Source organism: Dehalococcoides mccartyi 195, assembly GCF_000011905.1.
Lineage (GTDB): Bacteria > Chloroflexota > Dehalococcoidia > Dehalococcoidales > Dehalococcoidaceae > Dehalococcoides > Dehalococcoides mccartyi.
In genome coordinates this window covers 1,376,607-1,393,883 of record NC_002936.3, presented here as the reverse complement: position 1 = coordinate 1,393,883, position 17,277 = coordinate 1,376,607, and the positions used below count along the sequence as shown (strand labels likewise).

Below are 17,277 nucleotides of genomic sequence, written 5' to 3'. Positions count from 1 at the left end.
TAATTTACTCATGTATTGCTATTCCTGATTATCATTTATTTCAGTGAGGTGCAGTGTGTATTATGGCGCTCAGGAAAGACTGGGTGGCGTTGTGAAAGAACAGGTATGCCGTCAACAAATTAGGAGGATTTTATGAGCAAGTTTCATTCCATGGTATCCCGCCGTGATTTTATGAAGGGTTTGGGTATGGCCGGGGCAGGCATAGGCGCTGTTGCGGCGTCAGCTCCGGTTTTTCATGACATTGATGAACTTATAGCCTCTGATACAGCTGTTCAGCCGCGTCCCTGGTGGGTAAAAGAACGCCCTATTGATGACCCTACCATAGAGGTAGACTTTGATATGATGGAACGCCATGACGGGCGCAATCAGGGTCAGTCCGCCAGAGTCAGGGCTATGTATTACGGGGCAGATAGAGTTCTGGGGGCTGCGGCCTTGTCCGCTGCCGAACTGGCTGAAAGAACTGCCTCAAATTATCCGGGATATACTTACCGGTCAAGGGCGTTAGCCGGCAGCTTTAAACGGGTTTCTCCGGGTACTGCCCCGGGCTGGGCTGAAACCAAAGACCCCGCTCCGGTAAAAACTCCCGAAGAACGGGGCGAACCGAAGTGGACTGGTACTCCCGAAGAAGCTTCCCGTATGCTTAGAGCGGCTATGCGGGCTTATGGTGCTTCGCTGGTAGGCTATACCGAGCTTACCCAGGAACATCGTGACCATGTTATCTTCTCGTATGAGAAGGGTGATTCAAATAACGAAAAATACATCGGTACCGACGTACCGGTTACCGCTGCCCGCCCCATTGTCTTTGAAAATGTAGCGAAAGCATATGAGACCACTGAAAAGCTGGTCATTCCCAATGTACCCCTTTGGGAGATAGCCCTTTCAACCCAGGGTTCAAATGAGCTTTGGCGTTCCTCCGGCACTTTGCTGGGCGGTTTTGCCAATTCCAATACCTTTTACAACTGTGGCAATCTGCACGCCTCCACCTACAACTTCCTCAGGTATTTGGGTTATCAGCTTATCGGCACTATCGGTAATGATGCCCGCTACGTAGGTTCCGAAGGCGGAGCGGCTATTATGGCCGGTCTGGGTGAAGCCAGCCGCCAGAAACTTTATACCCTTACTCCCGAATATGGCGCTCCCGGCCGTTTATATGGCGTCTTAACAGACCTGCCTCTTGAACCTACCCACCCCATAGACGCCGGTATTTACCGCTTCTGCCATTCCTGCCAGAAGTGTGCTGACCATTGCCCGCCTCAGGTTATATCCAAAGAGAAAGAACCCTCCTGGGATATACCCCTGACCGAAGGCAAGGAGACCATTTTCTCGGTTAAAGGTACCAAGGCTTTTTATAACAATCTGCCCCTGTGCCGCCAGTATTCCAACGAAACCTCTCATGGCTGCCGCATTTGCTGGGGTGAATGCACCTTTACCGTTAACCGGGGCTCACTGGTGCATCAGATTATCAAAGGCACTGTGGCTAATGTTTCTCTCTTCAACACCTACTTCTACAAGCTGGGTGAGGCCTTTGGTTATGGTGCTGATGCCGAAAAAGCCGAAACATGGTGGGATCTCAGCCTGCCTACTCTTGGTCAGGACTCAACCATTACCGCGGCTGATGGCGGTTACGGTAAATAGGAAAGGAGATTAAAGCTTTATGTGGTTTTTTATAGGAATTTTGATTGGGGCTTTGGTGTTGGGTTTTATCTGGTGGTTGAAACACAAAAACCTTCACCTTACCTGGTATGAGTGGCTTATAGGTGCAGTCGGCCTGATATTGCTGGTATTTACCCTGCAAAACTTTATGGGCAGTTTTGAAGAAGTAGAGTCCAAGGCTGCCTATATGTTCCTGCTGGTTACCGGCTTGCCGTCCCTTATCCTGTTAGCCTTAACCTGGCAGCTGGCTGCCAGGAGACTTTCCAAAGCCTAAAACCTGTAATAACAGGTAAATATCCTCTGGCAAAAACTAAAAGTGCCCGGACCTGAAAAGTTCGGGCACTGGTATTTTGAGCGGAGGATTATTTTTGCTCAAAATGAATAATTTTGAAAATATCTTTCAAAAAATAAAATAGTATGTTATTATTACTCGCTTCCGGCATACCGCAGGCCGTACAGGACTCTCCGGCGCATCTGCTTACACATTATCGGCATCGGTTTCAAATCAGCGTGCACAAAAAATGACGTAGGAGGTTAATCAGGTTGTTCAAACGTTGGTGGCCCTCATTCTTAGGTGCTCTTTTAGTAGCGGCGGCTTTTATCTGGGTGTATGTATTCTTTCCGGTTATGGCTAAACTTCCGGCGGATTATGAACAGAATTATTATTTTTCTGGCACTGTTCAGGTACTTAATTCCGCCACCAACCAGTTAAACCCGGCTATGCCGGTCAATGTTACCCGTGCCCTGAAAGCTAGCGGTCTGGAAGATGATGTTTTGCTGTTAGACCAGAAGATTACGTTCACCCATGCTCAGGCCGGTACAGAGCTGCCTTTCGGTTCGGAGGAAGTTTATGGCCTGGATAGAACTACCCGGGCGAATGTTGCCGGTTACGGAGATATCAGCCGCACCGGCCAGTTTACCTTTCCGGCTGATACCCAAAAGCAGGACTATCCGTTCTGGTCTGCCACAGCCAACCAGAGCCTGACTGCCAAATTCGTCAAAGAAGAAACCTATCAGGGTCTGACTGTGTATGTCTTTCAGGTAGACCAGAAGAATATAAATCTGGGTACTTACGCTAATACCGGCATACCCCAGAGCGGAGACTTCCTGATAAATATCAAAGTAGAGCCGGTCAGCGGGGTGCCTGTGTATTCAGATACCACTACTACCCTTAAAATCTCCCCTGCCCCCTCAGTCAGTATGCCGATATTTATTTCAACCATAGCCTATACCTCTGAAACCATTGACGAGATGGTGAGCACTGCCGAGTCTACCCAGAGTCTGATTATGTGGGCCAGTGTTTATGCCTTCTGGATAGTGGTTGGCGTGGGAATTGTCTTTATAGGAATAGGGTTTTTCCGTAACCGCGCAGCCTAGGGCTAAATCTTAATCAAATCTAAAACGGGGGGCTGGGTTTAAAACCCGCTCCCCGTTTTTATACCCCGGGGCTTTTGTGGTACCGGCTTTGCCGCCCGCCTGCCCTTGTATTTGAGGCTGACTGGTGGTTATCATGGAGAAAGGCAAGCGCATGAATGAACAGATAAAGAAAAGCCGGGGAAGAGTGATTGCTGGCGGTCTATGTATTCTGTCAGCCCTGATGGGTGCATTGGGCATACTGAATTATTGGGTGGGAATTTTCGGGGAAGCCGGGAGCGGGTTTGGCAAAGGGGATATCCCGCCTTTTGTGCCCAGCATTATCTTTGATACTCCCATACCGGCGCTTGTAATTGCCTTGGCGGCTTTGGCCGGGAGTGTTTTTATTTTCCTGCGGAAGAAATGGAAATGGGCACTGATTGGTGCCGCAGCGGCGGCCTGCTCATTTATCCTGACCGGTATTCCGGCTGTCATCCTGCTGCTGGCTGCCAAAGACGAATTTACCGGTTAGTATTTAATCCGTCTTGCAAGCATGTTTAAACGGGGCTTTCATCAGGGTGATTACGCTTACTTGGATAGAAAATAACCAACCCCATGCATATTCATAATATATTTCGGGGCATAGGAATCCGCCTCAAGTTTATGCCTCAGGTTATATACATGGACCTTTATGCTGTTAACCACTTCTGGATAATGCCCCCCCGAAATTAGTTCGGACAGCCTTGAATACGTTACTATATTGGGGGCATCTTTAAGAAGTTCATGCATAATCTGGCTTTCAATAGTGGTCAGGATGACAGTTTTCTCATTTATAAACAGCAGCCTTTTAAAATAATCCAGTTTAAACGGCCCCCATTCCAGCAGGGCATCTTTGCTGGTGGTTATGGGGCGGCGGAGTATGCAACGTATCCTGGCCAGCAGCTCCATCTGGCGGAAGGGTTTTATGATATATTCGTTTGCCCCCAGCTCCAGCGCCTCCACTACATCAGATTCTTCCGAGCGTACCGTCAAAATAATAATGGGGGTATCACAGAAAAGCCGGGCGTCTTTCAGAACTTCCAGCCCGTCCATATCCGGCAGGCTCAGGTCAAGGATAACCAGGTTGGGCCTTTGTTCCTCAATCATCCTGAGCCCGCTTTCCCCGCGGGAAGCGCTCAGCAGGGTCACATCAGGCCAGCCTATTTTCAAAGCAAAAGATATTGCCTGCACTATCTTGTAATCATCTTCAATAATAAGTATCTTCATGGGGCTTCCGGCCTCAGCGGTATGGAAAAAGTAAAGGTGCTGCCTTCCCCAAGTTTGCTTTTCACTCTTATTTCACCCTGGTGCAGGTCAATAATCATCTTGGATAAAGCCAGGCCTATCCCTAGGCCTGAAGGAGAGCCTTTTTTATGGCTGCGTGAATATAGCTTAAACAAATTACTTGTTTCCTTGAGGCTCATGCCTTTGCCGTTATCCCTGACCTCAATTATCAAATACTTATCATCAGTTGAGGCACAAAGCCGGATATCTCCGCCAACATTAGTGTATTTAGCCGCATTATCCAGCAAATTTAAGATAACCTGCTTGAGACGTTTATAATCCGCAATCATAATAGGCAGCGGGTTTTGGATATTTATAGTCAGCTTTTGGGCGTTTGATTCAAATACGGGTTTCATTATTTCATTTACGTCTTTAAGCAGTTCATAAATATTCAGCGGTTCACATTCCAGCCTTAGCAGCCCTATTTCTCCCCTGGCAATATCCAGCAGCTCGTCAATCCGCAGATTAAGGTCTTGGATGCCCGCATACAGGCATTTCATATAACTCTGGTTGGGTTCTTCCTTCAGGTTCTTGCTCAGCAGTTCAGATGTAGCCAGCATGGAGGTCAGAGGGGTTTTCAGTTCATGAACCAAAGCTCTCATAAAGGTTACCCGCTGGCTTATTTCATTTTCCAGTGTTTCCCGGAGCTGTTTCTCCCGCTCTAAAGACTCCCGCAGTTCCTGCTCATTTTTCTTTCGGGCAGTTATATCCCGGATAACCGAAATAACCATGGTATCACCGGCCAGATAAATCAATTTATGGTTAATCTCAACCGGGATACTCTCGCCGTTTTTATTCTTGTGGGCTATTTCCAGCACTTCATGCCCTTTTTCAAACAGGTCACTCAGTATTTCCGTCCCCCGGATTGCTGTTTCGGGGGAATCAATAAACAGGTTTGTTTTGCCTATCAGTTCTTCGTACGTATAGCCGAAGTGCTTGCAGGCGGCGGTATTGGCTTCGGTAATAGTTACCGGCTCATTGGGGCTATTAAACTTGAACAGCAGTATGGCGTCATTAGCGCGGTTGAAAAGTTCGCGGTATTTCAGACGCTCTTTTTTCAGAGTGTAATTACATTGTTTTAACCGGGCCAGTTCTTCTTTAAGTTCGTCTGTTTCCACTCAGGTTCTCCCGGGTGTTTATAGCTATATTATACTGCCAGGATATTGCCTATAACCAGATGCTGGCCGCCGATGCTCAGGTTGGCAATAGTTAAGAATACTTAATTAAGCCTTATATTAACTTTACTTTCAGCTGCTCAGATTTACCGTTCGGTTTACCGTGCTTATTTATAATATCCAGATAGCTTCAAATAACCTAAAGGAGGGGCAGATAAGACCAAGCTGAAAAATACCCTTTGACACGCTGGAGACATTTGCAGGAAAGGAAAAAGTTATGAACAAGTTTCACACTAGTCTTAGCCGCAGAGATTTTATGAAGGGGTTAGGCTTAGCCAGTGCCAGTATTGGCGCAGTGGCCGCCGTCTCTCCGATTTTCCATGACCTTGATGAAGTAGCCTCTGCTGATTCATCTGTTAACAAACGCCCCTGGTGGGTAAGAGAGGTTGACAAGCCTACTATTGAAATAGACTGGGATAAAATGGCTGCTTTGGCTATACCAACCGAAGGCTGCCATCTTCCGCCCCTGCTGGCCGAATTTGTAGGATGGGACAGGGTAAATACAGCTATGGCTCAGGGGCAGACAGCCCTTAAGGAAGGGGCACAAAAGGTTGGTTCACGTGAAGCTATTTCGCTGCTGGATACCGCCATTCAGGAGGCCAGCTGGCCTCATTTTCTGACCCAGGCAGGCTGGCGGGAGCCGGTTACTCCGGTACTGGCAGACCCGGCGCCTATTCCCGAACTGGTCGGCTCTATCATGACCCACGAAACTTTGGGGGTGGCTAAATGGGAGGGAACTCCTGAAGAGAATTTTGCCCTGCTCAAATCTGCTATGAGGTTTTTCGGGGCTGGACAGATTGCTTCTATAGAGCTGGATACCAATGTTAAAAAAATGCTCTACCCGCAGGATGCCAGCCGGATGTTTTTCAATGGCCCTATTATGTCATATAAATTTGAGGACGTGGATAAGGGCTATATGACTGACACTAATTATGTTATCCCAAATACGGCCCGCTGGATAGTTACCTATACTACCCCCATGCCCAAAGAAATGTACCGCACCGCTCCTTCGGGTGTTTGTTATGCCGCTAATATGAGCCGTTACCGCCTTAACCACGAGACTATGGCTTGTGTTCAGCAGTTCCTCAAGACATTGGGGTATCAGGGACTCCAGTCTGCCCCCTTCCCCAATGGTATTTGTCCCTCCCCGGCTGTGGGTACTTTGTCCGGTCTGGGTGAAATGGACAGAATAAACCAGTGTGTTATTCCTGAGGAAGGTGCGGTAGTTGGTATTTACAAATTTATTACCGACCTGCCTTTGCCCGTCAGCAAGCCTATAGATTTCGGGGCTTTCCGCTTCTGCCACAGCTGCCGAAAGTGTGCGGATACCTGCCCGGCCAAGGCAATATCCTTTGAAGAAGAGCCCACCTGGGAACCGGCCGGCCCCTGGAGTACGGCTGGTAAGAGGGCTTATTTCAAGAATGAACCTGAGTGCAAGCTGTATCAGCACAGCACCGGGGCTACCTGCCAGATATGTACCGGCGTTTGTGTATTTAATGTAAATACCAAAGCCATGATACATGAGGTTGTTAAATCCACCCTATCCACCACCGGTATTTTTAACAGCTTCCTCTGGAAGGCTGATGTTGCCTTTGGCTACGGCCATCATGATGCGGCCGAATGGTGGGATCTTGACCTGCCCAGATACGGCTTTGATACCACTATGGGTGTCAGAGACGGCGGGTACGGAAAGTAAGAATTAGGAGATAGTGATATGTGGTTTACGATAGGTATATTAGTTGGTGCTTTAATACTGGGGCTTATCTGGCTGATGAAACGGCACAATTTCAGCCTGACCTGGTATGAGTGGCTGATTGGCGCAGTTGGCCTGCTTATGCTCCTTTTCACCATCCAGAACTACTTCGGCAGTCTGGCAGAGGTAGAGCCCAAAGCAGCTAATATGTTCCTGCTGGTAATAGGTCTGCCGGGGATTATCCTGCTGGCACTTAGCTGGCAGCTGGCTGCCCGCCGGGCAAAGAAAGCCTGATTTTATCGCTATACGGTATTAGGCGGGGGGAGGCTTAAGCCTCCCCCGTTCTAAAATCTTTTGAATAGAATACGTTTCAAGTATATTTGAAAGGTGTAAGCTTTTTGCCTTTTGCTGGGTTAGCGGCTAAAACTTTATTGCGTATCTGGGTCAAGGACTCAGACAGTTTTATTTTATCCTCTCTGGGAATATCTTCCATCAATTTAGTGAATATTTCCAGTGATATCTCTAAGGCCTTGGGGTAAAGATCCATGGCCTTTTCGGTTAGTTTTATCCGAACCATATGTTTTTTTTCAAGGTCTTTGGTTTTGGTAATAAGCCCATCTTTCTCCATGCGGCTGAGCATAGCTGAGATAGAATGGGGTTCAAATACAATACGTCTGGCCAGATTATGTGGGGTAGATTCTCCGCCCAGGCATAAAAGCTCATGGATAACGGTGAATTTTTCGGTTGTTAGATGGGATTCCTTCATTCTGCGCTCCCAGAGCCGGTTCATGACATGCCGAGTTTGAACTATGTTTATCCAGAGTAAATGTTCCAGTTTTACTGTTTCGTACTTGTTCATTTTTGTCCTGTGCTTGTAATTATCTTTTATTTAGTTGTTATATCTTAATCTCTCAAGCAGTTTTTGCCAAATCTCAATACATATTATTGACAATGAACCGTCACTATATTAGTCTATATAGACTAGTCTATATAGACTAATATAGTGACGAAAGAGGGTGATAGCAAGCTAAAAATAAAAATTATAACAACAGTGATAGCTCAACAGAATTCGAAAGGGGAAATCTATGAAAGAGTTTCATTCCACACTCTCACGGCGTGATTTTATGAAAAGCCTTGGGGTAGTCGGAGCAGGTTTAGGGACCATTAGCGCTGCTGCCCCGGTTTTCCATGACCTGGATGAGGTAACTGCGTCATCAGGCGGAGTGCAGAAACTGCCCTGGTGGGTAAAGGAGCGGGATTTCAAAAATCCTTCAGTCCCCATTGACTGGCAAAACCTGCCCAAGATGGAGGGTACTTTCCCCTATCAGGCCAGACCGACCCTGTCGGCTCAGGAGAGGTATGCCATGGGGATTCCCGGCGGCAGTTCGGGTGTCTGGGCCAGCCCTGAACAGGCCCAGGTCCTTTTTGATTACATGAAAAAGGAATTTCCGGGCTGGGACCCCGGCTATGCCGGTCTGGGTGATAACCGCACAACCGCCCTCTTTATGGCCACCAAATTTATGCGGATGGGTATGTGGCCGGGTGAAATAAACATGGGCGGTAAACGGGTTAATGTGGCCCAGGCTATTTCAGCAGCCGGAGGCACGGCTACCTTCACCTCATTCCTGGGTCTCCGTTCCAGTGAAACACTCCGCCCCCAGGACTTCGGTGTACCGCGCTGGGAAGGCACTCCTGAAGAAAATCTGCTTACCCTGCGGCAGGTAGTCCGTTTTCTGGGGGGCTGTGATGTAGGTGCTCAGGAAATGGATTCAGATGTTTTCAAGCTCTTCCATGAGACAAGCGGCGGCAAACAGCTGGTCATAGAAGACGTAGACGAAGCGGCTGAGACTGCCACCAAGCTGGTCATTCCCGCTAAAGCCAAATATATACTCCAGTGGACTGCCCGCCAGCCTTACGAATCTACCCGGCGCCAGGCCGGTGAATATGAGGATGCGGCTGTTTATTGGTCTTATCAAAGATTCCCCTTTGTCGGGGCTATAATCCAGGAATTTATCCATGCCTTAGGCTATACTGCGGTTTCCACCCATATGGCGGGTTATCATACTAATGCTATAGCCACCTTGACCGGTTTGGGAGAACACTGCCGGATGTCATCACCTACCCTGGTTCCCAAATACGGCACGACCAACCGGGCTATGTGGGTAATTATTACCGATATGCCCCTGATGGCAACCAAACCTATAGATTTCGGTGTCTATAAATTCTGCCAGACCTGCGGTATCTGCGCGGATAGCTGTCCGTTTGGCCTTATTGAGCAGGGTGACCCGTCCTGGGAGGCTACCCAGCCCGGTACCCGCCCCGGTTTTAACGGCTGGCGTACCAATACCACCACCTGCCCGCATTGTCCGGTCTGCCAGGGCAGCTGCCCCTTTAATACCAACGGTGACGGTTCTTTTATACATGATTTGGTACGCAATACCGTTTCCGTTACCCCTGTTTTCAACAGTTTCTTTGCCAATATGGAGAAAACTATGGGTTACGGACGCAAGGACCCGCGTGATTGGTGGAATATAGACGACTATACCTACGGCATAAATACATCCTACTAAGACTTAATGAATAAAGGAGTAATGAAATGTTTTGGATTGGACTGCTTGCCGGCGCGGCAATAGCTTTGGCGGTCAATTGGCTGGTGCGCAAAGGAATACTTACCAAATGGTACGAATGGCTGCTGGCTGGTTTGGGTATCTTAGCCCTGTTCGCTACCGGTCAGCATTATTTCAGCTCTCTGCGTGAGAATGAGCCCCAGTCAGCCTGGATGGGGGCGCTTATCTTTGGCATTATTGCCCTTATTCTGCTGGGGGTAGCCTGGCAGTTGTCCGTAAGGAGAGCCAACAAGACCTAGGTTTAAGTTTTGGTGCTTGAACTGGAAGCGGGGGACTTGTTCCCCCGCTTTTTATTATGCGCAGGGTTTGCTATACCTTCAGGAATGGGCTAATATTAATAAAGAGCATATGCCCGAAATAAAAAGGGTGTATTACCCTATCAAGCAAGCGGAGGAATAGTTAATGAAAATTGCAGTAGTCACTGACGACGGGAAAACAATCTGTCAGCATTTCGGACGGGCCGGGTATTATCTGGTGGCAAGTATTGAAAATGGCCAGGTTATTGGCAAAGAGCAAAGACCCAAATCCGGTCACCATACCGAGGGCATGCAGCATAATCATGCCGCCGGGGACTGCCACGGGTTTAATGCCCATTCCCAATCTGTTCATGCCGGTATGGTTTCAAATATTACTGATTGCCAGCTGGTGATAGCCGGCGGTATGGGTATGGGTGCCCGGCAAAGCCTTAGCCAGGCTGGAATTGATGTACATATGACTGATGTAGCGGATATAGACACCACCCTGAAGCTTTACCTTGAAGGCAAACTGCCGAATCTGACAGAGCGTTTGCACTAAAGAAGATTCTACCCGGCTTATCTAGGCGGTTTCAAAACTGCGGAACTCATGCGGGCAGAAACGGCTGTTTTGGCCTGCTCACTTATATGTCAGGGGAAAGCTGTTCTGCCTGCTTATTAGGGCTTAAGGGGATAACTGTCTTTATAGCGGCGGCAAAGCCGGGACGGAATATCCGTGTAAACCGGGCTGGCATTTCAGGCAGGTCGGGAAATGCATTTTGCTAGTCCAGGCTAAGCCTGCTTATGACCATTGCCAGTTTCATCCGGTTATCAACATGGAGTTTGGTCATAATATTTTTAAGGCTCTTTTTCACGGTAACATCAGATAAACCCAGTTCATGGGCAATGGCTTTATTGGTATTGCCCTTCAGCAGAAATTTAATTATCTCTTTTTCCCGCGGTGTGAAGTTAGGCACAGCCAGATTGGTATCTGTATCTGATGCGTAATGTGATATGGACAGACTGTTATAAGTGTTTTTTAATAATTCCATCGGCCAGACACTGTTGCCGTCAAAAGTCAGGCGGATGGAATTAACTATTACTCTGCCGGGGCTTTCTTTGGATAGCAGTCCGGCTGCCCCGTTTTCTATGGCCTTGGATACGTAAAATTCGTTTTTAAACCCTGTAATCATGATAAAGGGTATTTTGAACCCCGCCCGGTGGCTTTGTTTTATCAGGTCAAATCCGTTTTCATCTCCAAGGCGGATATCAGCCAGGACAACATCCGGTTTTAATTCTCTTATCATGGTCAAAGCTGAACTTAGATTGGCCGCGCACCCCACTATTTCCAAATCAGCTTCGCAGGAAATAATATTTACTAACCCCTGACAAACTATGTCATGGTCATCACATATCAGTACTTTTATCTTACTCTCAAGCATTTTCCCTACCCTACCGAAAACGGGATAAAAACTTCGATAGATGTACCTTTACCTATCTCACTTTCTATATTGAAACTGCCGCCCATCAGTTCGGCCCGTCTGCGCATACTTTTCAGCCCGCCAAATTTGCCGGATTGCAGGGATTTGTACAGATTGAACCCGCATCCGTCATCAATAACCGCCAGTCTTACGCCGTTTTCCACTATTTTTAGTATAACATCAATATGGCTGGCCTTGGAATGTCTCTGGGCATTCCAGATAGCCTCATGGAATATCCTGTAAAGTACCTCGGCAACCGGTTTGGGTATAGGGGCGGTTTTATCGGTTGTCAGTTCGGCTGACATGCCGGTTAGTTTCAAGGCACTTAGCTCTTCGGTTATAACCGAAACCAGTCCGCCTTCTGATAATACAGACGGGTATAGCTGTTTGGTTATCAGGCGGCATTCGGCGATAGTTTTTAAGATTGTGTCGTTTATTTCGTTCAGGGATTTATTCATTTGGGGTGAATCGGTGCCGGCCTGTTTGGTACTTTCAATCAGCCGGCAGGAACTAATCAGAAGCTGGATTACCCGGTCATGCACCTCGCAAGCAATCAGCTCCCTTTCGTTTTCCTGTGAACTTACATAGGCTGAAGCCAGCTCTTTAAGCTGGGTTTTATTTTTTTGAGCTCACGTTCAAGTTTATACTGGTCAGTTATGTCTGTCACGATAATGCCCAGACCGTCCCGCACCGGAAAGCGTATCGAATTTATATACCGGTTTTCCCCAACTGTCGGCCAGGCTTTGATGCTGGGGCATATTTTGGGTATGCCCGTTTTGAGAATCTGTTTGTAGCTGTGGATATGAATAGGCGGTATTCCGGGGGCAACATCCATGATATTTCTGTTAATGACCTCTGAGCGGGATTTTTTACCCAGAAACTCTATTCCCTTGGCATTTGCCTCAATGACTCTCAGGTCTTTATCCAGCAGGTAGAAGGCAATCGGGGCTGCGTCCAGAAGTGTTGTCGCCCAGTCATTTAAAACAGGCGGATTAGCACTTTTATCCGTGTTAATGTGGCTCTGTTCTTCTTGCATACACTAACCTGACTAATAATATTATACTCGGAAATAATAGCTTTACCAGATGCAAGCGTAAATACGCCTTCACAACTAATATACGTATTTCGGTCTACGTATTTTGGGTGTACCCAAAGAGATTCACAAAGACCTTAAAGTCCAGCTAAGATACGTGTTATGTACAATTACATAACAGTTTAGTGGGTGTTAGCCTGAGTTGCCAGTGGAGAGTCGGGATCACACCTTTAGGGATATTCATCTTTTTAACGGGTGAGTATTCTGTTTGCTCTAAATAAACCGGTGGCCTATTTGGCACAGGCCGCCTGAAAGGTAGGTGGTCAAAGCATAAAAGACAGGCAACTAATCTAGTTTCACCTTCCCCAGTACATTTTACCAGAATCATTGTCAGTATCAAATTTATGTTCAGGAGGTAATACACATGCATAGTTTTCATTCAACCGTAAGCAGAAGAGATTTTATGAAAACGCTTGGTTTGGCTGGTGCTGGTATTGGTGCAGCGGCAGCCGTATCTCCGGTTTTTCACGACCTAGATGAGGTCACTGCCTCTCCTACCGCTGGCTGGAAAAGAGCCTGGTTTGTAAAAGAAGTTGATGAGCCTACTTTGGAAATTGACTGGAATCAGATTCACCGGATGGACAGACGCGGCCAGCCCGGCCGTGATGTTATGGCCGGCAGGTCAGACGGGTATTACAGCTACTATCTGGAAATTGAAGAGTTTGTTAAGAGGGAATTTCCTGACTGGAAAGGTACTACCCTGCGTGACCGGGCTCTTAACGAGGCCTGGTATTCCACCTGGATGGGTACCCAGACTGTCAGAACCCCCGCACCTACCCCTGACCAGCTTTCGGGCAACACTTCAATAGGCCCTATGCCCAAGTGGCAGGGTACTCCGGAAGAAAACCTGCGGACTATCCGGGCCGCTTTCCGCAGCTTTGGTGTCAGTTCCGTAACTGTTGCCCCGGTGGATGAGAAGACCCGCAAACTGTTTTACTCATATGTGGGAAAACAAAAGGTTACTTTCGAGGATATAGATTTATTTGAGTCAACGACAGACAGATTTGCTATTCCCAATAATTGCCAATGGGTAATCCACTGGACAAATCTGCAGGATACCGAGCTGACTTCCCGTATGCCCAGCCATGTAGGCCGGGCTGGCTTCCCCATGGCTTATACCCATGTAAAGAGAATAGACCTGCTTATTGAACAGTTCCTGCGTGGTTTGGGTTACCAAAGCATAAATGCCGGTAACTATTGCCCCTCAGCCGCTTTTGGCATTATGACCGGCGTGGGTGAACATACCCGCATGGGTACTACCCTTAACTCTCCCGAATACGGTTCACATCTTAGAGGACAGTATCGGGTAGTTACTGATTTACCTTTGGCGGTTACCAAACCCATAGATGCCGGTATGGAACGCTTCTGCGAAACCTGCGGCGTTTGCGGAACCCAGTGCCCGTTCGGGGCTATTGCCATGGGTGATAAATCCTGGGATAACGCCTGCGGACAGGACTGGGCTGCCGACCAGAGCGTTGGCGGTGATACCTGTATGTGGAATATCCCCGGCTACAATGGCTGGCGGCTGGATTACCGCAAGTGCATGGGTAACTGCTGTTCCTGCATGGGTGCGTGTCCCTTCGGTACGGCTGGTGCTTCCCTAATCCACGAGGTTGTTAAGGGCACTATGTCTGTTACCCCGGTGTTCAACAGCTTCTTCAGGAGCATGTCCGAGACCTTTAACTATGGCCACAAAGAGCCTGAATCATGGTGGGATCTACCCCTGGAGCAGATTCCTGCTTATGGTGTAAACCCGGCATTGTTGGTCAAATAAACTTAGGGAGTATGTGAATAATGTTTGATTTTACTGCAGTTTTAATTACCGGGGCTATCTTGGGGGCTGCAATAACCTTGCTGGTAAGCTGGCTTCGCTCCAAAAACATCGGGCTTAAGTGGTACGAATGGTTGATGAGCCTGGTTGGTTTGGCACTGGTGATAATGGCCATCCAGCACTTTATGGGCTCCCAGATTGAAATGTACATGACAGCCGGTTGGTTTGGTGCACTGGCTATGGGTATCCCGGCGCTTATCCTTTTTGTCATAGTCTGGCGTCTGGTTGCTGTCAGGCAAAAAGCTAGCTAACTGTTTGGCAGAGTGTGGGGGGCTGGGTTCCAGCCCCCCAAAAAATTGTTAATTACGAGGGTATCAATGAAACTGAAGGCGGTTAGCTTACTAAGTATACTGGCCGGTTTAGGCCTGCTCATCACCGGCTGTGCCAATGATGCCTATGTTGAACCGCCTGCTGACAACGTCTGCCCTGATACCTACGTACGTATAATCAAGGGCGAAGTATCTACTGAGATAGATGCTCAGGGCGTGCCGGTAAACCCTGCCACTACATTTGCCGAAGGCACAAAAGTAATTATCCTTACTTACTGGATAACCGATGAAATATGCTGCCATGACCTGTCTATAGTGCTTAAGTGCAATGACGAAATCATATTTACTTATACTCAAACTGTGGGTGAGAGTGACCTGAAAAATCCTGACAGCATTGAGTTTTATCCGCAGCAGGAAAGCGGCTTTGCTGCCGGTGATTATACGGCTGTGGTTTACCTGGATATATCGGAGTTAATCAGCGTTTCTTTTACCGTAGTCTGATTTTTAGCGCGGCTGCTCTCCATTATTAAAAACTTCTTCAGATGGGTATAGCCCAAAGTAAAAGTGAGTTACCCGTACTCTGTAATAATGCAAGCCTGTAAATCAGGCAGCCTGGAGGCCTGAGAGTAGTTAAAGGCTGGAGGGCTGAAAGATCCTGAACTTTGAAACTCATATTTCGGGCAGCGGCTATTCGTATTTAAAGGGCGTCAGGTTTTTCCTTTTTGCCGCCGAAACAAGGGCATAATCCCGTAACCGGGCTACAGATTCCATAAACCCTATTCCATCCCCCTCCGGGATATCCCCCATAATATCGGTGAAGAGTTCCTGGCAAATCTCAATGCCCTTGGGGTAGAGTTCTTTGGACTTATCGGTCAGGGAAACCCTGACCATATTTTTTTTGGCCAGGTCTTTGGTTTTCAGGATAAATCCTTCACGTTCCATGCGGCTGAGCAGGGCCGAAATAGAGTGCGGTTCGTAAATGAAACGCTTTGATAACCTGTACGGGGTAGACTCTCCTCCTAAGTACACCAGCTCATGGATAACCGCCCATTTTTCACGTGTCAGGCCTATTTTCCTTAATTCATGAGCAAATGCCTGCCCGACTATGTGTTCAATCTGGGTTATCATTATCCAGAGCAGGTGATTTTTTGTCAGATGATTGGTTTTTCCCATGTCAGCTTCCCACCGGATTTTAATCATCACTAGTTCCTAACTGCCATATATTATCATAAAGCAGTCCCTTAAATATTTCCCCTCTATGATGTTAGTAGATATTGACAATGCTATGTGCAGACCCTAAACTGTGAATATAAAATAGTCTAGGTAGACAATCGTATTATATACTAATTACTGTTAATCTCAAACACTGGAGGTGAGTAATATTAAAAATGCCCGCAACATATCGTTCAACATTCACAATATTAAACAGGATTTTCAATAGAATAAGCTTTTTTAAGCACAATATTAACCCTTTTCAGCACCTTAGTATGTTAAATTTATTTATTGGGAATATAAAATGTCTCTTTCGTGTTTAAAATTGCACCGGAAGTAACAGAAAAGGGGGTGGATAATTAGAAGATGATTTAGGAAGGCTAATGTTTACATGCTAATTTTAAGTGTCACCATGGTATGCGGACCGGTAAATTTACCCGTTCCGTGCTGGAGACTAATCTTGAGGTAAGGAAAATCAGCATGCAATGAAAATATTAATAATATGCAATGACTCACAAGTTTTAAAAGACCTGGTACTGTGCCTCAAAATCCGTTATCAAAATCTGGAATACACGGTATCTGACAATATTAGTGACGGGATAGGCCTGATAGAAACAATCTCGCCGGATATCATATTCTTGGATTCCTGTTTATGTGATGCTGCTGCCCAAAATATAATTATCAGTATCCGGGAGTTTTCTGATATACCCATTATTATCCTGAATTCCATCGGGGAAATCGGCAGCAAGGTTCAGTTTCTGGAAGACGGGGCAGATGAATGTGTGGAAAAGCCGATAAACGGCATTGAATGCCAGGCGGTTACCAATGCATTGTTGCGGCGTAACCTCAATTTGGGGTTTAAGACCGAAAGCACGATACCTATCAGTAACGGGCTGGAGGTTAATTTTAACCGGCGGGAATTAACCCTGTTCGGTTCCCCTGTCCATCTGACGCCTATTGAATTTAGTCTGCTGGCTGTGCTCACCCGGAACAGCGGTCAGGTACTTACCTACAGGATATTGCTTGAAAAAGTATGGGGTACAGAATACAGCGGGGATTTAAATCTTTTGAAAAAACATATCCATAATCTTAGGTCCAAAATAGAGGCAAATCCGGAGTACCCCAAGATTATTATTACCGAACGAGGGTTGGGTTACAGTCTTATCAGGCAGTTCTAATACAGCATGTTCTTCCTCTGGCGCAGCAGATGGATTGTTGATTTATAACTAATACATATCGTCATAATTTCACCAAATTAAACCGAATCTTCATTAAACATACTTATAAAAAAGTATAGTCTCCACCTGTTTCGATACTTTCGCGTGATATGGTCT

The 17,277-nt window shown here is 47.0% G+C and carries 20 protein-coding genes; 13 read left to right on the top strand and 7 right to left on the bottom strand.

Going from position 1 to position 17,277, the window contains the following annotated elements; translation table 11 throughout:
• The first annotated feature begins 132 nt into the window (after window positions 1–132).
• The 4 genes from DET_RS07915 to DET_RS07895 all read left to right on the top strand — a co-directional run bounded on the left by DET_RS07915 (window position 133) and on the right by DET_RS07895 (window position 3,538).
• Window positions 133–1,635 carry a reductive dehalogenase gene (locus tag DET_RS07915; RefSeq protein WP_010937220.1) on the top strand — a complete coding sequence of 501 codons (1,503 nt, stop codon included), beginning with the start codon at window positions 133–135 and terminating at the stop codon, window positions 1,633–1,635.
• Window positions 1,636–1,654: 19 nt separating this feature from the next.
• Window positions 1,655–1,927, top strand: coding sequence for a hypothetical protein (locus DET_RS07910; RefSeq protein WP_010937219.1), 273 nt, complete (start codon window positions 1,655–1,657; stop codon window positions 1,925–1,927).
• A gap of 269 nt (window positions 1,928–2,196) precedes the next feature.
• Window positions 2,197–3,030: a porin PorA family protein gene (locus DET_RS07900; RefSeq protein ID WP_010937218.1), complete on the top strand. Its 834-nt coding sequence runs from the start codon at window positions 2,197–2,199 to the stop codon at window positions 3,028–3,030.
• Between the two features lie 133 nt (window positions 3,031–3,163).
• Window positions 3,164–3,538 (top strand): hypothetical protein, encoded by a 375-nt coding sequence (locus DET_RS07895; RefSeq protein WP_234943815.1) that lies wholly within the window; start codon window positions 3,164–3,166, stop codon window positions 3,536–3,538.
• A 56-nt stretch (window positions 3,539–3,594) separates the two neighbouring features.
• Here the strand turns inward: DET_RS07895 and DET_RS07890 are convergent, their stop codons facing one another.
• Complete coding sequence (locus tag DET_RS07890; RefSeq protein WP_010937215.1) at window positions 3,595–4,272, bottom strand: response regulator transcription factor; 678 nt, start codon at window positions 4,270–4,272, stop codon at window positions 3,595–3,597.
• Complete coding sequence (locus DET_RS07885) at window positions 4,269–5,447, bottom strand: PAS domain-containing sensor histidine kinase (protein ID WP_010937214.1); 1,179 nt, start codon at window positions 5,445–5,447, stop codon at window positions 4,269–4,271. The genes DET_RS07890 and DET_RS07885 overlap by 4 nt, the downstream gene beginning before the upstream one ends.
• 274 nt (window positions 5,448–5,721) lie before the next feature.
• On the opposite strand from DET_RS07885, the gene DET_RS07880 reads away from it, so the two are divergent.
• Together DET_RS07880 and DET_RS07875 are read left to right on the top strand one after the other, a co-directional pair.
• The gene (locus tag DET_RS07880) at window positions 5,722–7,200 is read left to right on the top strand and encodes a reductive dehalogenase (protein ID WP_010937213.1); all 1,479 of its coding nucleotides are present in this window, start codon (window positions 5,722–5,724) and stop codon (window positions 7,198–7,200) included.
• Window positions 7,201–7,218: 18 nt separating this feature from the next.
• Window positions 7,219–7,491: a hypothetical protein gene (locus tag DET_RS07875; protein ID WP_010937212.1), complete on the top strand. Its 273-nt coding sequence runs from the start codon at window positions 7,219–7,221 to the stop codon at window positions 7,489–7,491.
• A 76-nt stretch (window positions 7,492–7,567) separates the two neighbouring features.
• Here DET_RS07875 and DET_RS07870 read toward each other — a convergent pair whose 3' ends face one another.
• Window positions 7,568–8,056 (bottom strand): MarR family winged helix-turn-helix transcriptional regulator, encoded by a 489-nt coding sequence (locus DET_RS07870; protein WP_010937211.1) that lies wholly within the window; start codon window positions 8,054–8,056, stop codon window positions 7,568–7,570.
• Between the two features lie 226 nt (window positions 8,057–8,282).
• On the opposite strand from DET_RS07870, the gene DET_RS07865 reads away from it, so the two are divergent.
• The 3 genes from DET_RS07865 (at window position 8,283) to DET_RS07855 (ending at window position 10,619) form a co-directional block, all read left to right on the top strand.
• Entirely contained in the window at window positions 8,283–9,767 is a 1,485-nt protein-coding gene (locus DET_RS07865) for a reductive dehalogenase (protein ID WP_010937210.1), read from the top strand.
• Between the two features lie 26 nt (window positions 9,768–9,793).
• On the top strand, window positions 9,794–10,063 hold the full coding sequence (locus DET_RS07860; protein ID WP_010937209.1) for a hypothetical protein: 270 nt from the start codon (window positions 9,794–9,796) through the stop codon (window positions 10,061–10,063).
• 163 nt (window positions 10,064–10,226) lie between these two features.
• Window positions 10,227–10,619, top strand: coding sequence for a NifB/NifX family molybdenum-iron cluster-binding protein (locus DET_RS07855; RefSeq protein WP_010937207.1), 393 nt, complete (start codon window positions 10,227–10,229; stop codon window positions 10,617–10,619).
• A 220-nt stretch (window positions 10,620–10,839) separates the two neighbouring features.
• Here the strand turns inward: DET_RS07855 and DET_RS07850 are convergent, their stop codons facing one another.
• The 3 genes from DET_RS07850 to DET_RS07840 are packed head-to-tail and all read right to left on the bottom strand — an operon-like array spanning window position 10,840 to window position 12,574.
• The gene (locus DET_RS07850; protein ID WP_010937206.1) at window positions 10,840–11,499 is read right to left on the bottom strand and encodes a response regulator transcription factor; all 660 of its coding nucleotides are present in this window, start codon (window positions 11,497–11,499) and stop codon (window positions 10,840–10,842) included.
• 5 nt (window positions 11,500–11,504) lie between these two features.
• Window positions 11,505–12,092: a sensor histidine kinase gene (locus tag DET_RS07845; RefSeq protein WP_268741272.1), complete on the bottom strand. Its 588-nt coding sequence runs from the start codon at window positions 12,090–12,092 to the stop codon at window positions 11,505–11,507.
• 26 nt (window positions 12,093–12,118) lie between these two features.
• On the bottom strand, window positions 12,119–12,574 hold the full coding sequence (locus DET_RS07840) for a PAS domain-containing protein (RefSeq protein WP_010937204.1): 456 nt from the start codon (window positions 12,572–12,574) through the stop codon (window positions 12,119–12,121).
• A 421-nt stretch (window positions 12,575–12,995) separates the two neighbouring features.
• Between DET_RS07840 and DET_RS07835 the strand changes: the two genes are divergently transcribed.
• From DET_RS07835 to DET_RS07825, 3 genes are all read left to right on the top strand, one after another.
• Complete coding sequence (locus DET_RS07835) at window positions 12,996–14,405, top strand: reductive dehalogenase (protein ID WP_010937203.1); 1,410 nt, start codon at window positions 12,996–12,998, stop codon at window positions 14,403–14,405.
• Between the two features lie 20 nt (window positions 14,406–14,425).
• The gene (locus DET_RS07830) at window positions 14,426–14,713 is read left to right on the top strand and encodes a hypothetical protein (RefSeq protein WP_010937202.1); all 288 of its coding nucleotides are present in this window, start codon (window positions 14,426–14,428) and stop codon (window positions 14,711–14,713) included.
• Window positions 14,714–14,779: 66 nt separating this feature from the next.
• On the top strand, window positions 14,780–15,232 hold the full coding sequence (locus DET_RS07825; RefSeq protein ID WP_010937201.1) for a hypothetical protein: 453 nt from the start codon (window positions 14,780–14,782) through the stop codon (window positions 15,230–15,232).
• A 186-nt stretch (window positions 15,233–15,418) separates the two neighbouring features.
• Here DET_RS07825 and DET_RS07820 read toward each other — a convergent pair whose 3' ends face one another.
• On the bottom strand, window positions 15,419–15,904 hold the full coding sequence (locus DET_RS07820; RefSeq protein WP_234943814.1) for a MarR family winged helix-turn-helix transcriptional regulator: 486 nt from the start codon (window positions 15,902–15,904) through the stop codon (window positions 15,419–15,421).
• A 524-nt stretch (window positions 15,905–16,428) separates the two neighbouring features.
• On the opposite strand from DET_RS07820, the gene DET_RS07815 reads away from it, so the two are divergent.
• Window positions 16,429–17,121 (top strand): winged helix-turn-helix domain-containing protein, encoded by a 693-nt coding sequence (locus DET_RS07815; RefSeq protein ID WP_010937199.1) that lies wholly within the window; start codon window positions 16,429–16,431, stop codon window positions 17,119–17,121.
• The last annotated feature ends 156 nt before the right edge of the window (window positions 17,122–17,277 follow it).